This is a genomic window from Vibrio eleionomae, from assembly GCF_009874545.1.
GTDB classification, from domain to species: domain Bacteria; phylum Pseudomonadota; class Gammaproteobacteria; order Enterobacterales; family Vibrionaceae; genus Vibrio; species Vibrio nitrifigilis.
Map to the genome: position 1 here is coordinate 24,278 of NZ_WEKT01000045.1, position 20,526 is coordinate 44,803.

The 20,526-nt window shown below is 43.5% G+C and carries 17 protein-coding genes; 3 read left to right on the plus strand and 14 right to left on the minus strand.

Features of this window, described 5'->3' with window-relative positions:
- Positions 1 to 36 precede the first annotated feature (36 nt).
- The 3 genes from F9817_RS18210 to F9817_RS18220 form a co-directional block, all read right to left on the minus strand.
- Positions 37 to 1,326 (minus strand): replication-associated recombination protein A, encoded by a 1,290-nt coding sequence (locus F9817_RS18210; RefSeq protein ID WP_161157609.1) that lies wholly within the window; start codon positions 1,324 to 1,326, stop codon positions 37 to 39.
- Between the two features lie 128 nt (positions 1,327 to 1,454).
- The gene (gene lolA, locus F9817_RS18215; protein ID WP_161157593.1) at positions 1,455 to 2,054 is read right to left on the minus strand and encodes an outer membrane lipoprotein periplasmic chaperone LolA; all 600 of its coding nucleotides are present in this window, start codon (positions 2,052 to 2,054) and stop codon (positions 1,455 to 1,457) included.
- Positions 2,055 to 2,188: 134 nt separating this feature from the next.
- Entirely contained in the window at positions 2,189 to 2,797 is a 609-nt protein-coding gene (locus tag F9817_RS18220) for an SEC-C metal-binding domain-containing protein (RefSeq protein WP_161157594.1), read from the minus strand.
- Between the two features lie 173 nt (positions 2,798 to 2,970).
- Here F9817_RS18220 and dusC point away from each other — a divergent pair, with 173 nt between their 5' ends.
- Entirely contained in the window at positions 2,971 to 3,921 is a 951-nt protein-coding gene (gene dusC, locus F9817_RS18225; RefSeq protein WP_161157595.1) for a tRNA dihydrouridine(16) synthase DusC, read from the plus strand.
- 60 nt (positions 3,922 to 3,981) lie between these two features.
- Here the strand turns inward: dusC and F9817_RS18230 are convergent, their stop codons facing one another.
- The 4 genes from F9817_RS18230 to yfbV all read right to left on the minus strand — a co-directional run bounded on the left by F9817_RS18230 (position 3,982) and on the right by yfbV (position 7,708).
- Complete coding sequence (locus F9817_RS18230; protein WP_161157596.1) at positions 3,982 to 4,776, minus strand: ABC transporter ATP-binding protein; 795 nt, start codon at positions 4,774 to 4,776, stop codon at positions 3,982 to 3,984.
- Positions 4,773 to 5,672, minus strand: a complete 900-nt coding sequence (locus F9817_RS18235) for an ABC transporter permease (protein ID WP_161157597.1) — start codon at positions 5,670 to 5,672, stop codon at positions 4,773 to 4,775. Before F9817_RS18235 ends, F9817_RS18230 begins: the two co-directional genes overlap by 4 nt.
- A 162-nt stretch (positions 5,673 to 5,834) precedes the next feature.
- Positions 5,835 to 6,800 carry an ABC transporter substrate-binding protein gene (locus tag F9817_RS18240; RefSeq protein WP_161157598.1) on the minus strand — a complete coding sequence of 322 codons (966 nt, stop codon included), beginning with the start codon at positions 6,798 to 6,800 and terminating at the stop codon, positions 5,835 to 5,837.
- Between the two features lie 455 nt (positions 6,801 to 7,255).
- Positions 7,256 to 7,708, minus strand: a complete 453-nt coding sequence (gene yfbV, locus F9817_RS18245) for a terminus macrodomain insulation protein YfbV (protein WP_161157599.1) — start codon at positions 7,706 to 7,708, stop codon at positions 7,256 to 7,258.
- A 346-nt stretch (positions 7,709 to 8,054) separates the two neighbouring features.
- On the opposite strand from yfbV, the gene F9817_RS18250 reads away from it, so the two are divergent.
- Complete coding sequence (locus F9817_RS18250) at positions 8,055 to 9,251, plus strand: acetate kinase (protein ID WP_161157600.1); 1,197 nt, start codon at positions 8,055 to 8,057, stop codon at positions 9,249 to 9,251.
- Between the two features lie 152 nt (positions 9,252 to 9,403).
- Positions 9,404 to 11,542 carry a phosphate acetyltransferase gene (gene pta, locus F9817_RS18255; protein WP_161157601.1) on the plus strand — a complete coding sequence of 713 codons (2,139 nt, stop codon included), beginning with the start codon at positions 9,404 to 9,406 and terminating at the stop codon, positions 11,540 to 11,542.
- 84 nt (positions 11,543 to 11,626) lie between these two features.
- Here pta and F9817_RS24325 read toward each other — a convergent pair whose 3' ends face one another.
- The 7 genes from F9817_RS24325 to F9817_RS18290 form a co-directional block, all read right to left on the minus strand.
- Entirely contained in the window at positions 11,627 to 12,925 is a 1,299-nt protein-coding gene (locus F9817_RS24325; RefSeq protein ID WP_161157602.1) for a methyl-accepting chemotaxis protein, read from the minus strand.
- A gap of 199 nt (positions 12,926 to 13,124) precedes the next feature.
- On the minus strand, positions 13,125 to 14,072 hold the full coding sequence (locus F9817_RS18265) for a glutathione S-transferase family protein (protein WP_161157603.1): 948 nt from the start codon (positions 14,070 to 14,072) through the stop codon (positions 13,125 to 13,127).
- Between the two features lie 164 nt (positions 14,073 to 14,236).
- Positions 14,237 to 15,226, minus strand: a complete 990-nt coding sequence (oppF, locus tag F9817_RS18270; protein WP_161157604.1) for a murein tripeptide/oligopeptide ABC transporter ATP binding protein OppF — start codon at positions 15,224 to 15,226, stop codon at positions 14,237 to 14,239.
- Positions 15,223 to 16,194: an ABC transporter ATP-binding protein gene (oppD, locus tag F9817_RS18275; RefSeq protein ID WP_161157610.1), complete on the minus strand. Its 972-nt coding sequence runs from the start codon at positions 16,192 to 16,194 to the stop codon at positions 15,223 to 15,225. Before oppD ends, oppF begins: the two co-directional genes overlap by 4 nt.
- A gap of 34 nt (positions 16,195 to 16,228) precedes the next feature.
- Positions 16,229 to 17,131, minus strand: a complete 903-nt coding sequence (oppC, locus tag F9817_RS18280) for an oligopeptide ABC transporter permease OppC (protein WP_161157605.1) — start codon at positions 17,129 to 17,131, stop codon at positions 16,229 to 16,231.
- Positions 17,132 to 17,145: 14 nt separating this feature from the next.
- Positions 17,146 to 18,069: an oligopeptide ABC transporter permease OppB gene (gene oppB / locus F9817_RS18285; protein WP_161157606.1), complete on the minus strand. Its 924-nt coding sequence runs from the start codon at positions 18,067 to 18,069 to the stop codon at positions 17,146 to 17,148.
- A gap of 100 nt (positions 18,070 to 18,169) precedes the next feature.
- On the minus strand, positions 18,170 to 19,801 hold the full coding sequence (locus F9817_RS18290; RefSeq protein ID WP_161157607.1) for an ABC transporter substrate-binding protein: 1,632 nt from the start codon (positions 19,799 to 19,801) through the stop codon (positions 18,170 to 18,172).
- Between the last annotated feature and the right edge of the window lie 725 nt (positions 19,802 to 20,526).

The following is a 20,526-nucleotide window of genomic DNA, read 5'->3' on the forward strand; positions in this document are numbered from 1 at the left end:
ATTGAAATTTAACTTGTCAAAGATAACGAAAAGCCACTATTTTTCATAGCGCTTTTGTTGGCTTTTTGCGTCTAAATCGGCCAAATACTCTAACTTTTGCCCAATTTTAGTTTCCAACCCTCGATTTGTTGGTTGGTAATAGCAAGTTCCGGTCATTTCTGGAGGTAAATAACGTTCACCGGCAGCGTATGCACCCGGTTCATCATGGGCGTATCGATATTCAGCGCCATAGCCCATATCTTGCATCAAAGAAGTGGGAGCATTTCGCAAATGCAACGGAACATCATATTCAGGCCCACTTTGAGCATCAGCAAGGGCTTGTTTCCAAGCGCTGTAAACCGCATTACTCTTCGGTGCGCAAGCTAAATACACTATGGCTTGAGCAATGGCACGCTCCCCTTCAGCGGGTCCAACACGAGTAAAACAGTCCCAAGCAGAAAGCGCCACTTGCATCGCACGCGGATCGGCATTACCAATGTCTTCTGATGCAATAGCCAGTAAACGACGGGCGATATAAAGAGGATCGCATCCAGCTGTCATCATCCGAGCCGCCCAGTAAAGAGCCCCATCAGGATTAGAACCACGAATTGATTTATGCACGGCAGAAATAAGGTCGTACCACATATCACCTTTATTATCGAAGCGGGATACTTTTTCTCCAGCCACTTCGGCTAATAACGCGAGTGTAATCTGCTTTGTGCCTGATGCATCCTCTTGCGCCATATCATAAAGCAACTCTAGATAATTGAGCGACATACGGGCATCACCATTGACCAGCTCAGCCAAACGATCTAGGGCATTGTCATGAAATTGCGCTGTTATGTTACCTAAACCCCGCTCTTTATCTGTAATGGCTTGATTTAGCGCCTCGAGAATTTCTTCTTTATTGAGTGATGTTAGCTTGTAGACACGAGCACGTGAAAGCAATGCATTATTGAGCTCAAATGAGGGATTTTCTGTCGTCGCCCCAATAAAAGTGACCGTGCCATCTTCAATGTGTGGCAAAAAGGCGTCTTGTTGCGATTTATTGAAACGATGCACTTCATCGACAAACAGAATCGTCCGCCGCCCCGCCATCTTGTTTTCGCGCGCCTTCTCAATCGCAACGCGAATGTCCTTTACCCCTGAAGTTACGGCAGAAACACGCTCGACTTCAGCATTAGCATAGTGAGCAGCCACTTCAGCCAAAGTGGTTTTTCCCGTACCTGGCGGGCCCCACAAAATCATAGAGTGAATATGACCTGCTTCTAAAGCTCGACGCAGTGGTTTACCCACTCCTAAAATATGTTGCTGACCAATGTATTGCTCCACAGTTTGTGGACGCATACGTGCAGCAAGGGGACGAAAATCTTCGTCCCCTGAAAAATCTAAACTGTAGTTATCGTTCACCGTCACGACTCCCCTATTTCAGCTCACTGAGAGCGTCATACTGAGTGGGTGTTGAATAGGTGGGATTATTTACGTTGGTCGTCAACTTCTACGCCTTCAGGCAGTTGGAAAATAAATAAACCGGCCTCTGGTTTTCCTACCTTAACATCACTAAAAGTAAACAAGCTTTTTTGACCATCCTGCTCAATCACATTAAAGCCTTTAACGATACCTTTGGCAGTGATGTCGATTTGAAACTGACCTTGATTCGTATCCGCATCAGTAGGGATAAGCGTAAAGACATCGCCTTTTTCTTGAACTCGGTATGCATCCCAGTCACTCTTACGATTACGGGTTAATAACACAAATGGTGTCTGTTCAGTCGCTTGATCAGGATTGTAAATAGTGACTTGTTCAATAAATGGATTGTAATACCATAACGTTTTACCATCAGAAACTAGTAGGTTTTCGTCCGGAGCCTTAGTTTCCCAACGAAAAAGATTCGGACGAGAGATATTCACATAGCCATTGCCATCTACGACGACTTCTCCGTCTGGGCTGATGACTTTTTGTTGGAACTTAGCACTGAACCCATCGGTCAACGCCAAACGATCACTTAATACATCTTTTGGTGCAGCCAAAACAGAAAAACTACAAAACGCCAATGCGGCAACCCATTTTTTCATTATTTAATCTCTCCAAGATTTTTAAGCCAACTGATATTGCATGACTAACGATGACTCGTGCATGACGGGGCGAGACCCTCATATATAATAATTATTGCCAACGTTAGTGTCAGTGTCGTGTTTGAATTTTTGTTTTAACGTCCACAACACTGTTTGAATTTTTTTCCGCTACCGCAAGGGCAACTGTCGTTACGCCCCACCGTTTTATACGGATTAATTTTCTGCGCCTGAGCCCCTAATAAACATTCATCTGCTGCCATAGCGACTTCCTGTACCATCACATCAAGCTGCGGTAGCAAATCACTCAATTGCGGTGGATGTTCAATCCCTGCAGCGCGCATTTGTGCTTGGGTTTGCTCTTCATCAAGCGCCAACATAAATGTGGTTAATAACGCTTGCAACATGCGCAAGGCACCATCACTGACGACAGCCTGCTGCCACTTGTCTTCAATCAGCGGCCATAAAGCCATAAAACCCGAGGCAAGTTCACTGAGGACATCAGTATCACTTTGAATCAGCTCAAGCAACGGATATTGATTCGCTTTGATGACTTGATATTGAGTTTGCAGATGCTCATGAACTTGTTTAACAAACACCGAGTCTGCATCAGGAAACAGCTCTGATAACCAACGATTTGGATCTAAAGGTTCAGTGGTAAAGTTAGCCGCTAAGACTACCCCTTCAATAAACGGCGCCGACACATCATATTCAGCCACATTCAGTTCAATAAATTGGTAACTCATACCGCTCTCTTATCAATAGTTAAGTCGAGCATTATACCCAAGTGTTTGCCAGATGCACGCATCGCCCGTGGTTGCCTATGCTTTAACCAAACTGAAATCAACATCGACCAAGTCGTGACATTTGTATCACTCCACACTACAATCTCGCGTCCCAAATACCAAGATAGACGATTATGCGTGTAATTTTAGGCCCGATGGAGGGCGTGTTAGATCATTTGATGCGAGAAATGCTGACAGAAATCAACGATTATGATTTCTGCGTAACAGAGTTCGTGCGGGTCGTCCACCAACCACTCCCTGACCATGTGTTCTATCGCCTCTGCCCAGAGTTAAAGAACGGTTCACGTACGCAAGCTGGTGTGCCCGTTAAAGTTCAACTCCTTGGCCAAGAGCCTAAATGGATGGCAGAAAATGCCGTTCGCGCCGCAGAATTGGGGGCTTATGGTATTGACCTCAATTTCGGCTGCCCGGCTAAAACCGTCAATAAAAGCCGCGGTGGCGCAGCACTCCTGCAAGAGCCTGAGTTAATTTATCAAGTAGTTAAAGCTTGCCGTGATGCGGTAGACAGTCGTATCCCAGTTTCGGCAAAAATTCGTTTGGGTTGGGAAGATCCTAACGACTGCTTTGAAATCGTTGATGCAATCGATCAAGCAGGGTCAGACGAATTAACGATTCATGCTCGGACCAAAGTCGGTGGTTATAAAGCGCATGAAATTAAGTGGGAATACATCGACGACATCCGCAAAAAAACCGCTATGCCGATTATAGCGAATGGAGAAATCTGGTCTTATCAAGATGGCCAAGATTGTATCGCCGCCACTGGGGTGCAAGATGTCATGGTGTGTCGAGGGGCATTTAATATTCCTAACCTTGGTAATATGGTTAAACGTAACGAAGCTCAAATGCCTTGGGTAGACGTGGTCGATTTGTTATTGCGCTATTCCCAATATGAAGTTCGCGGCGACAAGCACAAATACTATCCAAACCGAGTTAAACAGTGGTTCACCTATTTACGCAAAGCGTATCCGGAAGCAAAAGAGCTGTTTCACGACATTCGTACGTATATGGAAGTAGAACCGATTGTGGAACATATCGAGCGTTATCGCGACAGTTTGGACAAATAGCAGAGATATAAAAAGAGAGCGCAACCGCGCTCTCTTATCATTGAAGGCAATAGAAAGGTACTAAGACAGTAGCAGAGCATCGTCAGTCAGCTCTTCTCCACGTACTTTAGTAAACATCTCTAGCAGATCAGGAACATCCATATTAGCGCGTTGCTCTCCTGCAACATCAAGCACAATATTCCCCTGATGAAGCATCACCGTACGGTCCCCACACACTAACGCATCTTTCATCGAATGTGTCACCATCATGACCGTCAACTTAAATTCTTCAACGATACGTTTCGTCAAATCGATGATAAACGCAGCCATTCTTGGGTCCAGCGCCGCAGTGTGTTCATCAAGTAACAGCAATTGACTATCAGCCAGTGTTGCCATCACCAAACTGACCGCCTGCCGCTGACCACCAGACAGTAATCCAATACTGTCACTCAAACGATCTTCCAGCCCTAATCCTAATATACTGATGCGTTCTTGAAAGAGCTTACGGCGATTCCCTGATAAAGAAAGGCTCCAGCCACGACGTTTACCACGCATGTAAGCTAGCGCCATATTCTCTTCAATCGTTAACGATCCACAAGTCCCGGCTAGTGGATCTTGGAAGACGCGCGCACAGAGGCTAGCACGTTGATCAACAGTCAGACGAGTCACGTCTTTTTCACCAATCAACACCTTCCCTCCCACCATTGGGGTTTCTCCGGTGACGGCCCCTAACAAGGTTGATTTACCTGCCCCGTTTGAACCAATAACCGTCAAAAACTCACCTTTTGGCACTTCTAAATTCACGCCACGTAAGGCCCTATTTTCCAAGACAGTACCTGGATTAAAGGTGACTTGAATATCTTCTAAACGAATCATACCGCACCTCCAGATACTTTTCTCGCTTGTAATTTTCCTTTCATTTTTGGCATAACGAGCGCAACTGCAACCAATATGGCCGTCACTAAGTTAAGGTCCGATGCTTGTAAACCGAACATGCCAGAACTTAGCGCAAATGCTACGGCTAACCGATACAACACCGAACCAACAATCACCGCTAAAATTGCTACCCAGATTTTCTTGCCGGGAATCAAAGTTTGCCCCAAGATGACGGCAGCCAATCCCACTACAATCGTACCGACACCTGACGTCACATCAGCAAAGCTATTGGTTTGGGCAAATAGTGCCCCAGCAAAACCAACAAAACCGTTCGATAACGCTAAACAAAAGTAGGTGTAGAAACCCACACTGGCCCCCTGAGCCGCTACCATACGTGTATTTACGCCGGTCGCACGCATCCCAAGGCCAAAATCACTGTTTAATAAGCGCACAATAAACCATGCTGAGAACAGTACTAATACCCCCACCACAATTGGCCGGACATACATAGGATCCCCCCACGCTTCAAATGGCGTGAGTATGGTATCTTGTCCTAACAGTGCAATATTAGGGCGTCCCATAATACGAATATTGATCGAGAAGGCAGCAATACTTGTCAAAATAGATGCCAGTAAATTTAGAATGCCACAACGAACCGTTAAAAAAGCCGTCACCCATCCTAGCGCTGCACTGACAATGATCGCCATGATAGTGGCAACCCATGGATTAATACCCGCGACAATGGCTGTTGCAGCAACAGCGGCCCCCATAGGAAAGGTACCATCGACGCTGAGGTCGGGAAAATCCAAAACACGGAACGTCAGGTAAACACCGAGAGCGACCAATCCATAAATTAATCCGAGCTCTAATGCACCAAAAAACGCAAAAGCAGACATACTTACTCCCTTTTCTGCTTAATAAAATAATGAGGCTTAGCTCTTGTCATCACAGATGATGAGAGACAATGAGCACTCCTTAGCTCATTAGTTTTTTATTGCCAAAGTGAAGGCGAACAGCCTTCGCTTTGGCATATATCATTATTTAACGATGACTTGTTCTTATAACGTCTTAGTCGCGCGATCTAATACTGATTGTGGAATTTTAAAGCCGAGTTTGTCTGCAGCGGTTTTGTTAATCACTAAGTCAGACCCCGTTGCCACTTTTACATCAATATCACCGGGCTTCTTACCATTTAAGATATCAACGACATAATCGGCGGTTTGCAAACCGATTTGGTAATAATCAAAACCAAGGCTAGCAATCGCACCACGTTTCACGTAGGAAGTTGCCGCACCAAACACAGGGGTTTTAGCCTGATTGGCAGCCACAACCATGCCTTCAAATGCACTGGCAACCGTGTTATCAATCAAGGCATAAATAATGTCAGATTGGCCAGCAATCGCCTGAGTCGCAGATTGAACATCAGCACTTTTCAACGCAGTAGCTTTCACAATTTTAATGTTGTTTTTTGCTGCTGCGACTTCTAATAGATCCATCAAACTCACAGCATTAGCTTCACCCGGATTGTATACCACTCCCACTTTTTTCACGTTTGGCATGAGCTCTTTAATTAACGCGATATGCTGTGCGACTGGTGAAAGATCGGAAAGTCCGGTTACATTTTTTCCAGGGTGTTTCAACGTTTTCACCAGCTTAGCACCAACAGGGTCGGTCACTGCGGTGAATACGACGGGAATTGTCCGAGTCATCGCCACTAGCGCTTGAGCTGTTGGCGTGGCAATACCCACTAGCACATCTGGCTTTTCACCCACAAACTCGCGGGCAATTTGCACGGCTATCGCAGGATTCCCTTGCGCAGTTTTATAATCGAATTTGAGGTTTTTACCGTCGATATAACCTTTTTCTTTTAAACCATCGAGTAGCCCTTGGCGAGTTGCATCTAAAGCGGGGTGTTCAACAATTTGAGAGACAGCAACCGATACTGTTTTGGCAAGAATGGATGGGGAAGAGAGTAATGTCGCCCCTGCAAGAACTGCGGTAGCGAATAGTTGGCCTGCTTTCATCTTAACTCCTTGATTACATACCTAAACGTACACGTCAATCACATCAACAACCTTGTCAGTGATTCACAACGAGTGTTCATGCCTTGTACGGCACATTAGGTAATAAAGCACACATATTCTTCTGAACAATTTGGCTTTAATAACGCGTATCATCGACATTACAGTAGATAGACGCGGTTACCTTAGCCATCGTGATTAATAATAATTTTTCATACAAAACTGCATTCATTGCAGTTATGTCATTATTACCAGCATCAATAGACAAAAGGAAGCATCAAAGTATCAATATGAAAGAAAAACAGTAAGGAAAAAGATAAACGAAGGGGAAAACAATTAGGCACTTGAATAATAAGCAGTCTTGGTACCACTCAGATTACAAGCACCCGAATTTAAATTTGTGTGCGAAAACAGACTATCACGCCTCCCCTGCACACAAGTTATCCGATCTCTTCAATTTAAAACCAGCGTTCTAAAGAAGATTCATCTAGATGGCGAAAAGCACGGTTTAATACGGTTGCTAACTCTTTGTAGCGAGGCCGAGATTTTGCCGGTTCTAAAGCAAACCCAGATTCCCTGATTTTCTGATGAATTTCACGATACCAAGACGCTAAACTTGGTGGCAAGTGAGTGTTTGCTCGCTGTCCTAACCACCACATCCCTTGCAAAGGCATACTGAGCGCGAACAGAGCGATGATAATCGATTGAGGCATTGCTCCGGCATTGTGGAATACCATTTGCGTTAACACACTAATCGCAGCAACAGCTGGCATCACTTTGATACCGAACTTAGTCGCTTTAATAATGCGCTGTTCCGGAAAAATGAGGTTGAGCTCCTTGCGTACAGGCCAGATATCCATGTATTTCTGACCATCTTTTAAACAGTAGATGATGCCGACTCTGTTACTCATAAGCAGTTTCTCACTCTCTAATGCGGCCATTTCTTAAAAAATAGTTGAATGATTCAACAAATGACGCAAAAATTTGACTAAAGCTAATATTGATTCAAATTTTTTTTGTTATATTAGCCCATTGTCGCTATCCTTTGCGGACTTTTTTCGCTTCATTGTTGCTCGATATACTAAGTATGGCAACTAAGAAGCAAATTAGCACGGAATGCTAAGACGATTTTTTGACTTTATCACGTCTTTTACAGATGGATTTTATTTTTTTGTTGACCAAGATTAGTACGTATCCCCAAGGATTGCACTACTCTTGGGAAAATTTTTACCCTTACGAATAAACAGGTAGTTACTCATGTCTAAGCTAGTTTTAGTTTTAAACTGCGGTAGTTCTTCGCTTAAGTTCGCAGTCGTGGACGCTGATAACGGCAACGAGCACCTTTCAGGTTTGGCAGAATGCCTTCTGCTTCCAGAAGCTCGCATCAAGTGGAAACTTGATGGTAAACACGAAGCGCAACTTGGCAATGGAGCCGCTCACGATGAAGCACTTTCTTTCATCGTCGAAACTATTCTTGCTTCTAAGCCAGAATTGGCAGAGCAGCTAAAAGCAATCGGTCACCGTGTTGTTCACGGCGGCGAAAAATTCACTCAGTCTGCATTGATTGATAACGACGTGCTACAAGGTATTGAAGATTGTGCAACACTTGCACCACTTCATAACCCAGCACACATCGTTGGTATCAAAGCAGCACAAAAAGCATTCCCAGCACTGAAAAACGTTGCTGTGTTTGACACTGCTTTCCACCAAACGATGCCTGAAGAGGCTTACCTATACGCTCTACCATACAGCTTGTATAAAGAGCACGCTATCCGTCGTTACGGTATGCACGGTACTTCTCACCTATTCATCGCTCGTGAAGCGGCTGAACGTCTAGGCAAACCAGCGAATGAACTTAACATCATTAACTGTCACCTAGGCAACGGGGCATCTGTGTGTGCAATCAAAAACGGCCAATCTGTTGACACTTCAATGGGTTTAACTCCTCTTGAAGGCCTGGTTATGGGTACTCGTTGTGGTGACATCGATCCTGCGATCATTTTCCACCTACACGACACACTTGGTTACTCTGTAGCAGACATCAGCAAGATGTTGACTAAAGAATCTGGCCTACAAGGTCTAACTGAAGTGACTTCTGACTGCCGTTTCGTTGAAGAAAACTACGGTCAAAAAGAAGAAGCGACTCGCGCAATGGACGTATTCTGCCACCGTTTGGCGAAATACGTTGCAGGTTACACTGCAAGCCTTGACGGTCGTCTAGACGCTATCGTCTTCACTGGTGGTATCGGTGAAAACTCTGCACCTATCCGTGAAATGGTTCTTAACCGTCTTGCAATCCTAGGTGTGGAAATTGATGGTGAAGCAAACCTTAAAGCACGCTTCGGCGGCGAAGGTGTGATCACTTCTGACGCAAGCCGCGTTCCAGCAATCGTTATTTCAACTAACGAAGAATTAGTTATTGCTGAAGATACTGCTCGACTAGCAGGTATCTAATTTCTACTCTACTGGCTAACGAAATTCGTTAGCCAGTGTTTCATTGGGGCTTAACTCCTATTCCACCAATTAATTAGGAATAAGTAGTTAGGCTTTGTGTCCTCTCAATCTAAGTGATTAGATTGCAATCAATTGTTAGAGGTATTGAACGAATGTCCCGTACTATTATGCTTATCCCTATCAGCTCAGGTGTTGGTTTAACCAGCGTGAGCATGGGTACCCTACGCGCAGCTGAGCGCAAAGGTGTAAGCGTTTCTTTCTACAAACCAATTGCCCAACCTCGTCAAGGTGGCGATCAACCAGACCTGACTTCTACTATTGTCGGTAAAGACATTAAAATCGCGGAACCAATCGCGATGTCAGTGGCTGAAAATTGGCTTGGTACTGAACAAACTGACGTTCTTTTAGAAACTATTGTTGAACGTTACAACCAAATCAATGACGCTGATGTCACTCTTATCGAAGGTCTAGTACCGACTCGTAAACACCCATTTGCTAACCAAGTGAACGCGGATATCGCGGCAACTCTTGGTGCAGAAATCGTGTTTGTTGCTAGCCCTGGCTTAGATAACCCAACTCAGCTTAAAGAGCGTATCGAAGTAGCATGTTCTAACTTCGGCGGCACTAAAAACAAAAACATCAAAGGCGTTATCATTAACAAACTTAACGCGCCTGTTGATGAAGCTGGCCGCACTCGCCCAGACCTATCTGAAATCTTTGATGGTTCTGACGCAGCACAGCAAGCTAACGTTGCTGTAATGGAAATTTTCAACTCTAGTCCTATTCGCGTGCTAGGTTGTGTGCCTTGGAATATCGATCTAATCGCAACTCGCGCTATCGATATGGCTAAGCACCTAAATGCTGACGTCATTAACGAAGGTGAAATCAATTCTCGCCGCGTTAAAAGCATCACTTTCTGTGCTCGTTCAATCCCTAACATGATTGAACACTTTAAACCAGGCTCACTGCTTGTTACTTCAGCTGACCGTCCAGACGTCATCGTTGCTGCTTCTCTTGCTGCAATGAACGGCGTTGAAATCGGTGCGCTATTGCTAACTGGCGGTTACGACATCCCTGCAGAAATCGTTGACCTATGTAAACCTGCTTTTGAATCTGGTCTTCCAGTAATCAAAGCGCAAGGTAACACTTGGCAAACATCGCTAAACCTTCAAAGCTTCAGCCTAGAAGTTCCTGCAGACGATAAAGAACGTATCGAGCTTGTAAGCGATCACGTTGCTGGTCACATTGATGGCCCTTGGATCGATTCTCTAGCAGAAGGCACTCAAGGTATTCGTCGTCTAAGCCCACCAGCATTCCGTTACCAATTAACTGAGTTTGCACGTAAAGCAGCAAAACGCATCATCCTTCCTGAAGGCGATGAACCTCGTACTGTTAAAGCAGCGGCACTATGTGCTGAACGTGGTATTGCAACTTGTGTACTTCTAGGTAACCCAGAAGAAATCAAACGCGTTGCCGCTCAACAAGGTGTTGAACTAGGCGCTGGCGTTGAAATCATCGATTCTGATGCAGTACGTGAAAACTACGTTGCTCGTCTCGTTGAGCTTCGCGCTAAGAAAGGCATGACTGAAGTTGTTGCTCGTGAAAAACTAGAAGATTCAGTTTTCCTAGGCACAATGATGTTAGAATCTGGCGAAGTTGATGGTCTAGTTTCTGGTGCGGTTCACACTACTGCGAACACTATCGTACCTCCATTCCAAATCATCAAAACAGCACCTAACGCGTCTATCGTGTCTTCTGTGTTCTTCATGCTACTCCCTGACCAAGTATTGGTTTACGGTGACTGTGCGATCAACCCAGATCCAACGGCTGAGCAACTAGCTGAAATCGCAATCCAATCTGCAGATTCTGCTAAAGCATTTGGTATTGACCCACGTGTTGCAATGATCTCTTACTCTACTGGTACTTCTGGTAAAGGCGCAGACGTTGATAAAGTACGTGAAGCAACCAAACTGGCTCAAGAGAAACGTCCTGATCTTGTTATCGACGGTCCTCTACAGTACGACGCTGCAATCATGGAAAACGTTGCTGCTTCTAAAGCACCAAACTCTCCAGTAGCAGGTAAAGCAACTGTATTTGTATTCCCAGACCTAAACACTGGTAACACAACTTACAAAGCGGTACAACGTTCTGCAGACCTAGTCTCTATCGGTCCAATGCTTCAAGGTATGCGTAAACCAGTTAACGACCTGTCTCGCGGCGCGTTGGTTGACGATATCGTGTACACTATCGCTCTTACTGCAATCCAAGCGGATCAAGCCGAAAACGCTTAATCTCTTCGTATTAAGTAAGACTGAATAAACAAAGCCCTCGCGATGCGAGGGCTTTTTTATATCAAGCATTAAATTGAAGTCAGCTTAAGAATGCGTGTCGTTTAAATTTGCCACTGTGTTGGAGACATTCTCGGCTCCACGATAGATTTCGTCCATTACTTCAGAGACACTGGCGATTTTCTCGTTACCTTCAACAGCAATGTGACTGACTGAATTCATCATCTCAGTGACTTCTGCAAGTTGTGAGCGGTTTTTGCCCACCACATTCTCAATTTCATGAGTGGAATCCCCAGTTCGAGACGCTAATTGCCTCACTTCATCAGCCACTACCGCAAAGCCTCGGCCATATTCCCCGGCTCGAGCAGCCTCAATTGCCGCATTTAACGCCAGCAGATTGGTCTGCTCTGCAATACTCTTGATAGTCGACACCATCGCTTCAATATTTTCTGAACTGGTGTTTAATCCAGAAACCTTCTCGACCGTTTGACTCATGCTGTCGGTCACGCGTTGCGATATCGCCACGGATTGCTGCAGCATTTTAGCACCATCTTGGGCTATCTGAGCGGTTTCAACTGAGGTGGTATAAGCCACTTCGGCTGCTTGAGTCACCGCGAGGTTTTTCCGCACTCGCTCGGTAATATCAGAAGCAAACTTCACCACTCGACTTACCTGACCTTTGTCATCTAAAACGGGGTTATAGGTTGCTTCAATCCAAACTTCTTCACCGTGTTTACCGCGACGTAAAAAACGCCCTGCTTTAAACTGCCCTTTACGCAAATCATCCCAAAAGGTTGGGTTTTCCTGATAAAACTGTTCAAAACAGAAAATTTGGTGGTGCTTTCCTTTAACTTCACTAACGTTGCCATAACCAAGAAGGCTTAGAAAGTTGGGATTGGCATGGGTGATCGTACCTGATGGGTCAAATTCAATAACGGCCAACGATTTATCCAACGCACCTAATAGAGCTTGGTTTTGCTGATCGTTTTCAAATAACGTAGTAATGTCTGACGCAATTTTGGCAACGCTGGTAACCTTGCCTTGAGCATCCATAATTGGGAAATAGGTCGCTTCTAATACAACAGTATGCCCCGACTTAGTAATCCGGTGAAACTTACCTTCCTGAGGTTCACCTCGAGCTAGGACTTGCCAAAACGATTGGTAGCGTGAGGAGTTAACTAATGATTTATCACATAAAATCTGATGATGCTGACCAATGAGCTCTTGCTTTGAATAACCCACCACGTTCAAAAATAACGTATTGGCATCAACAATTTCACCAGCAATAGTAAATTCTATCCAAGGGACAAACTTAGATACTGAACGATAGATATTGTCGGCATGGGAAGACACAGCCTCTTCGGCGGGTTTGCGCTTAAAAAACATTAGTTTCTCCAAGTAAACACCTGATAACGTCGATGCAAAGCTTCTCTTCACACCATGTAATCAATAAGTTACTTATATAAATATATTAATTAATACCTAAGGGGTATCATTGATAGTATATGTCATTAGCGCAACTTAAATTAGACATTTTGTACCATTTGGTGGCGAATAAGCCACCAAATAGCGACATAAATCACATTTAGCTTAACCTTGCACGGTCATGGGAAGCGTCTAAGTCTAGCTCTGGGCCATTTGGAACCACTTGAGTGGGGTTAATCATAGTATGGCTAAAGTAATAGTGACGTTTTATGTGGTAGAAGTCAGTTGTCTCTTTTACACCAGGGTATTGATATAACTCTTTCAGGTAGTTGTGCAGGTTAGGATAATCAGCAATGCGTTTTTTATTACATTTGAAATGGCCGACATAAACAGCATCAAACCGCACTAAGGTAGTAAATAGGCGCCAATCAGCCTCTGTAAGCTGAGTTCCAGCTAAATAGCGATTCACACTTAAGTGATGTTCTACTTTGTCTAACGCGGCAAAAAGGGATTCATAAGCATCGTCATACGCATCTTGCGTCGTTGCAAAACCACAGCGATACACACCATTATTGATATTGGGGTAAATGAAGTCATTCCACTCGTCAACCACACTACGAAGCGCAGCAGGATAATAGTCATCGTGATTCCCCGTCACATCATTGAACGCACTGTTAAACATACGAATAATCTCTGATGATTCGTTACTTACAATAGTGTGCGTCTTTTTATCCCACAAGACTGGCACAGTCACACGTCCGGTGTAGTCCGCTTTTGCTTCCGTATAAATTTGATGCATTTTCGTATGGCCAAACAGAGGTTCGGGAATACCGAACTTCCACCCATCTTGCATCATATCAGGACAGACAATCGTCACATCAATGTGTTCTTGTAACTGTTTTAGTTCACGAAAAATCAAAGTTCGGTGTGCCCATGGACAAGCCAAGGAAACATACAGATGATAGCGACCCGATTCTGGAGCAAACTGAGCATCGGGTTTGTTTTCAATCCAACCGCGAAAGCCTGCGTCTTCACGAACAAATTTACCGCCGGTACTTTTTGTGTCGTACCATTGATCGTGCCAAACGCCTTCTACTAATCTGCCCATAATCAACCTCACTTTCTCTTTGTTCTCAGTTTATGACTCCATTATAAGAAAGCGAAATAAAGCAAAAACCCTTAGATCTTGGCTTACTTATTCAAAAATTTTGAACAGGCATAAAAAAAGCGCGACCCAAAAGGAGCCGCGCTTAAGCCCGTCACAGGCTGAATTTAAGCGTCAACATGCAGACAAGAAACGCTGTGAGCGTCGTTACCTTTGATCTGCGGTTTTGTTTTCGCACATTCTTCCGTCGCCTGAGGACAGCGTGTGCGGAAGACACAACCTGACGGCGGACTGATTGGAGAAGGAAGATCGCCTTCTAACATTTGAATCGTTTTATCGCGTTCTAAGCGTGGATCTGGAATTGGTACAGCCGACATCAACGCTTTCGTATATGGATGCAACGGATTAGCAAATAGCTCATCAGAGGTACCCAATTCCACGGCATTACCCAAATACATCACCAATACACGATCTGAAATGTGTTTAACCACAGACAAATCGTGCGCAATGAACACTAAGCTTAGACCCAGCTCTTGTTGCAATTCTTTCAACAAGTTCACCACCTGCGCTTGGATCGATACGTCCAACGCCGATACCGGTTCATCACAGATGATCATTTTTGGTTTCAGAATCAATGCACGAGCGATACCAATACGTTGACACTGACCACCAGAAAATTCGTGTGGGTAACGGTTGATCACGTTAGGCAATAAACCAACGCGATCCATCATTTCTTTAACCCGTAACTTAACTTCCTGTTTTGAAAGCTCTGGATAGAACGTTTGTAGTGGCTCAGCAATGATGTCGCCGACGGTCATACGAGGGTTAAGAGATGCCAGCGGATCTTGGAAGATCATCTGAATTTCTTTACGCGTATTACGACGTTGCACATCTTTCATACGAGTAAGGTCTTGGCCTAACCAAACAACTTCACCCGCGGTAGATTCAACCAAACCGATAATGGCGCGAGCAAATGTCGATTTGCCACAACCTGACTCACCTACTACACCTAGTGTTTCGCCTTCATATAAGCGAACATCGACGCCATCAACCGCTTTTAGCTGAGAAGCTTTGCTCCATGGCCATGCAGATTTTGCTGCAATGCTAAAGTGAACTTTTAGATCTTTGATATCTAGAATGACTTTCTTATCGCTCATTTTTTCCAAGCCTCCCAGTCAGAAAAACACGCACGTTGGCGACCATCACCGAACGGAGTCAGGATTGGCGCTTCACGTTTACAACGGTCCATTACACGGTGACAACGTTCTTGGTAAGGACAACCTTGAGGCAAACGCAACAAGTTTGGCGGGTTACCAGGAATAGTCGGTAGTACATCACCTTCAGAATCTAAGCGGGGAATCGCTTTTAACAGACCTTCTGCATATGGGTGACTTGGTTGATAGAAGATTTCATCAACTGAGCCATATTCCATGGTACGACCGGCATACATCACAAGTACTTTGTCACAAGAACCTGCAACCACACCAAGATCGTGCGTAATCATAATGATTGCGGTATTGAACTCAGTTTTAAGTTCATTCAGCAGATCCATAATCTGTGCTTGCACAGTCACATCCAACGCGGTAGTTGGTTCATCGGCAATCAACAGTTTTGGACGACACAACAGTGCCATTGCAATCATTACACGTTGACGCATACCGCCCGAAAATTCGTGCGGATACATGGTAATACGCTTACGCGCTTCTGGGATTTTTACCGCTTCTAGCATACGAACAGACTCTTCAAAAGCTTCTGAACGCCCCATACCTTTGTGAAGCATTAACACTTCCATCAACTGCTCGCTGACTTTCATGTATGGGTTAAGCGATGTCATTGGGTCTTGGAAAATCATAGCAATCTGCTGAGAACGAACTTTATTTAGCTCTTTCTCAGGCAGGTTAAGAATTTCGTTACCCTCAAATTTTGCACTACCTGAGATGATGCCGTTTTTTGCCAACAGCCCCATGATAGCGAATACCGTTTGGGATTTACCTGAACCAGATTCACCCACGATACCTAATGTCTCACCTTGATTAAGTGAGAAGTTCAAATCGTTAACTGCAGTGACGATACCATCTTGTGTGGTGAATTCGACACGCAGATCTTTTACGTCCAACAAGCTCATCATTGCTTCCTTAATCTATTGTCTTTTTATTTTATTATCTGTCTTTAGGATCAAGTGCGTCACGTAGACCATCACCGACGTAGTTAAAGCAGAATAGTGTTAGAACCATAAATAGAGCTGGGAAGATAAGTTGCCAAATTGCGACTTCCATTGTGCCTGCCCCTTCTTGCAGCAAAGCACCCCAACTTGTCATTGGCTCTTGTACACCCAGACCAAGGAAAGATAAGAATGATTCGGTCAGAATCATACTTGGAATCAGTAGGGTTGAGTAAACCGCTACAATACCTAATACGTTTGGTACGATGTGACGGGTGATAATTTTCCAATTACTTACACCACATACGTGAGCCGCTTCGATAAATTCTTTACTACGTAGGCTGAGAGTCTGACCACGAACAATACGTGCCATATCCAGCCACGCGATTGCACCAATCGCAACAAAGATTAAGTAAATATCACGGCCAAAGAATGTCACTAGTACGATCACTAGGAACATAAATGGAATCGCGTAAAGGATTTCCAACATCCGCATCATTATGCGGTCAACTTTACCGCCAATGAAACCAGATGCCGCACCGTAAAGCGTACCGATAACAACGGCCACTAACGCTCCCATGATACCAACCATCAGTGAAATACGACCACCGACCAAGGTACGTACAAATAGGTCACGCCCTAAAGAATCGGTACCAAATAGGTGCTCCATCGATGGCGCGGCATGCATGGCATACCAATCAGTATCATCAAACGTATATTGCGAGAACATTGGCAGAAAAATCACTGCTAATGTAATTAAAACTAGGATAAACAAGCTGACCATTGCCGCCTTGTTACGCATAAAACGAATACGCGCATCCTGCCATAAACTGCGACCTTCAATTTCTAAGTTTTCAGAGAATTTCTCGATCGCTTCAACATTTTCTTTTTTCGTTAACATAGCTCTCGACTCTCTTAGTAGCGAATTTTCGGATCAATGTATGCCAATAGGATATCCACAATGGCATTAAACAAAATAAACAAGAAACCGATAAGAATCGTTACGCCCATTACCAGTGAGTAGTCGCGGTTAAATGCTGCATTCACAAACAATTTACCGATGCCAGGTAGGCCAAATATGGTCTCTACCACGACTGAACCTGTAATGATACCCACGAACGCTGGCCCCATATATGAAACAACAGGGAGTAATGCCGGGCGTAGAGCATGTTTCAATACGATGTAGCCGTAGCTCAATCCTTTTGCACGTGCCGTGCGGATAAAGTTACTGTTCATGGTTTCAATCATTGAACCACGGGTAATACGCGCGAACGTTGCTACATACATGAGTGACATTGCCAAAACAGGCAACGCCATATATTTAAAGGAACCATCGTTCCAACCACCAGCAGGGAACCAATGGAAGTTAATAGAGAATATATAGATAAGTACTGGGGCGAGTACAAAGGAAGGTAACACAACCCCGATCATGGCGAGAGACATGATCGAATAGTCCATCCAGGTGTTCTGTTTAAGAGCGGCAATCGTACCTACTCCTACCCCCATGATCACAGTAAAAATGAACGCAGCAAAGCCCACTTTTGCCGATACTGGCAATGCAGAACTGATCAATTCATTTACTGAATAATCTTTATATTTAAACGAAGGACCAAAATCACCTTTCACAAGGATATTGGTTAAATAAGTGAAATATTGCTCTGATACCGGTTTGTCTAAACCATACTTAGCATTGATGTTAGCCATGACTTCCGGCGGTAAAGGACGCTCAGAAGAAAATGGGTTACCTGGTGCAAAACGCATCAGAAAGAAGGAAATCGTAATCAATACCAACATGGTTGGGATTGCTTCAAAAATCCTTTTAACAATGAATTTAAGCATAAACTCACTCTTTCAGTCTGTGACAATTTAAATGGAAAAGACCTGCATGCCCAACATGGCATGCAGAGTCTGAATAATTATAGTTTTACTGACGTAAATATTATTTTGCTTTGATGTACAAATCTTTGCTGTAAACTTTGCCTTCAGCATTATGCATTGCGTAACCACCTACTTTAGGTTGTACTAGAACAGTGTTCACGTACTGGTAAATTGGTGCAATTGGCATATCTTTAGCAAGAATTTTTTCTGCTTCGCTATACAGCTTAGTACGCTCTGCTTCTGATGTTGATTGCTGAGCTTTATGCATCACTTCATCGTACTCTGCACTCTTATAACCTTGGTCGTTAGACGCGTTGTTAGACTGCATTAAAGATAGGAAAGTTGAAGCTTCATTATAGTCGCCACACCAACCTGCACGAGTTACGTCGTAATTACCTTCGCGACGTGTATCTAGGAAGGTTTTCCACTCTTGGTTTTCAAGACTGATATCAACACCTAGTTCTTTCTTCCACATAGATTGAATAGCTGTTGCTAGTTTCTTGTGGTTTTCTGAAGTGTTGTATAGAAGAGTGAACTTAAGTGGATGTGATTTATCAAATCCAGCTTCTTTCAACAATTCTTTTGCTTTTTGAACGCGTTGTTTTTGAGTCCATGTACCGTATGCAGGCATAACAGGGTTAAAACCAGATACAATTTCAGGAGTTAAGCCATAAGCAGGTTTTTGACCTTGGCCAAGAATTGCTTTAGTGATGATGTCACGGTCAATCGCGTATGAAAGTGCCTTACGAACACGTACGTCGCTGAATGGTTTTCTTTGGTTGTTGAAACCGTAGTAATAAGTACATAGCGAACCAGTGATTTTCAGTTCGTTTGGATGTTCTTTTTTCAGACGACGGAACTGTTCTAGAGGAACATTAGAAGTAATATCGATTTCACCAGATAGGAAACGGTTCATTTCCGATACTTGGTTTTCGATTGGGAGATAAGTAACGGTGTTAATTACCGTGTGTTTATTATCCCAGTAGTTAGGGTTGCGCTTCATTACCATGCGCTCGTTAACTACCCATTTAGATAATGTGTATGCACCATTACCAACAAAGTGTTCTGGCTTAGTCCACTCATCACCCCATTTTTCCACTACTTTTTGGTTAACTGGTTTCACAGTAGTGTGACCCATCATTTTAACAAAGTAAGGAACTGGTGTTTCTAGAGTAACTTGGAAAGTGTAATCATCTAGAGCTTTAACACCTAGAGTTGATTTGTCTTTCTTACCTGCAATGATTGCTGCTGCATTTTTCATAGTAGTCATTTCTAAGTACCATGAATAAGGAGAAGCAGTAGCAGGATCAACAGCACGACGGAAGCTGTAAACAAAGTCGTGTGCAGTAACAGGATCGCCATTCGACCATTTAGCGTTGTGGCGTAGGTGGAAAGTAAACACTTTGTTATCTTTATTGTCCCAAGATTCTGCAACACCAGGGACAACGTTGCCGTTTGCGTCAGAGTTTACCAGACCTTCAAAAAGGTCACGGATAACGTTTGACTCAGGCACACCCTCAACTTTTTGAGGATCAATAGAAGCAACTTCAGTACCGTTACCGCGAACGATGTCTTGTACTTTAGCTAATTTAGTACCAGCAGGAACATCTGCTGCTAGAGACGAAAAAGAAGCAGTCGCCACTGCAAGACCCGCACTTAAGATCAGTGCTTGGGTGATTTTGTTTTTATACATGCATAAACTCCAAGTTTTAATTCTGCATCCATGACATCTCTATAGAGTTTCTAGAACGGCTAGTGTGTAAAAGGTTGATGCTTACAGATAGTCAACGCTTCTACCCCTACGGAGATTTCGGCACACATTATCAATCATCGGCGTAATTTACCATAACAAATGGAGCTTATTTACTGCACAGTTATTAGTTTAATCAATAACTGTTTGGCTCTTTCGTCTACGCAAATTACTGAAAAAGTAATATAAATCAATGAAATTACCTGAGAAATCAATGTGCTAAAAATTCAACATCAACATTATTCCAAATGAGCATGTCAAAATTTTGCAAAGAATTTATCACTTGATGTGCTGTACGTCTAATGAATTATGATATTAAATGAAGAATAACCATGCATTTTGTGAAATTTGTCACCGCCTGCACTGTGTTGGTTCACGAATGATTGAATAAATGCACAATTTTTGAATAAAAAAGCATCACAGCCATACAAAGATGAACAACATTCAATATTATTGAACACATTTACATTCATCGCAAAGCCCCGTATTTACTAAGTTTAGAGTCCATAAATAGCTATTTGATATGAATTATCATGCCAATATTATACCTACTAACAATAATATTTATTAATTAAGGTGAATCTTATTCAATGCATTAGAGACCCTTTTTTAGCATTTTATTTTTTAACCTAGTCAGACCACTGATGAAATAATAAGCAATTTATTTA

Excerpts from the sequence above, each read along its gene's own strand:
- yfbV (WP_161157599.1), bottom strand. The coding sequence starts at position 7,708 with ATGAGTAACAGAGTCGGCATCATCTACTGTTTAAAAGATGGTCAGAAA.
- F9817_RS18290 (WP_161157607.1), bottom strand. The coding sequence starts at position 19,801 with ATGTATAAAAACAAAATCACCCAAGCACTGATCTTAAGTGCGGGTCTT.
- F9817_RS18250 (WP_161157600.1), top strand. The coding sequence starts at position 8,055 with ATGTCTAAGCTAGTTTTAGTTTTAAACTGCGGTAGTTCTTCGCTTAAG.
- oppF (WP_161157604.1), bottom strand. The coding sequence starts at position 15,226 with ATGAGCGATAAGAAAGTCATTCTAGATATCAAAGATCTAAAAGTTCAC.
- oppD (WP_161157610.1), bottom strand. The coding sequence starts at position 16,194 with ATGAGCTTGTTGGACGTAAAAGATCTGCGTGTCGAATTCACCACACAA.
- lolA (WP_161157593.1), bottom strand. The coding sequence starts at position 2,054 with ATGAAAAAATGGGTTGCCGCATTGGCGTTTTGTAGTTTTTCTGTTTTG.
- oppB (WP_161157606.1), bottom strand. The coding sequence starts at position 18,069 with ATGCTTAAATTCATTGTTAAAAGGATTTTTGAAGCAATCCCAACCATG.
- F9817_RS18210 (WP_161157609.1), bottom strand. The coding sequence starts at position 1,326 with ATGCGTCCACAAACTGTGGAGCAATACATTGGTCAGCAACATATTTTA.
- F9817_RS18240 (WP_161157598.1), bottom strand. The coding sequence starts at position 6,800 with ATGAAAGCAGGCCAACTATTCGCTACCGCAGTTCTTGCAGGGGCGACA.
- F9817_RS18265 (WP_161157603.1), bottom strand. The coding sequence starts at position 14,072 with ATGGGCAGATTAGTAGAAGGCGTTTGGCACGATCAATGGTACGACACA.
- pta (WP_161157601.1), top strand. The coding sequence starts at position 9,404 with ATGTCCCGTACTATTATGCTTATCCCTATCAGCTCAGGTGTTGGTTTA.
- F9817_RS18235 (WP_161157597.1), bottom strand. The coding sequence starts at position 5,672 with ATGTCTGCTTTTGCGTTTTTTGGTGCATTAGAGCTCGGATTAATTTAT.
- F9817_RS24325 (WP_161157602.1), bottom strand. The coding sequence starts at position 12,925 with ATGTTTTTTAAGCGCAAACCCGCCGAAGAGGCTGTGTCTTCCCATGCC.
- F9817_RS18220 (WP_161157594.1), bottom strand. The coding sequence starts at position 2,797 with ATGAGTTACCAATTTATTGAACTGAATGTGGCTGAATATGATGTGTCG.
- F9817_RS18230 (WP_161157596.1), bottom strand. The coding sequence starts at position 4,776 with ATGATTCGTTTAGAAGATATTCAAGTCACCTTTAATCCAGGTACTGTC.
- dusC (WP_161157595.1), top strand. The coding sequence starts at position 2,971 with ATGCGTGTAATTTTAGGCCCGATGGAGGGCGTGTTAGATCATTTGATG.
- oppC (WP_161157605.1), bottom strand. The coding sequence starts at position 17,131 with ATGTTAACGAAAAAAGAAAATGTTGAAGCGATCGAGAAATTCTCTGAA.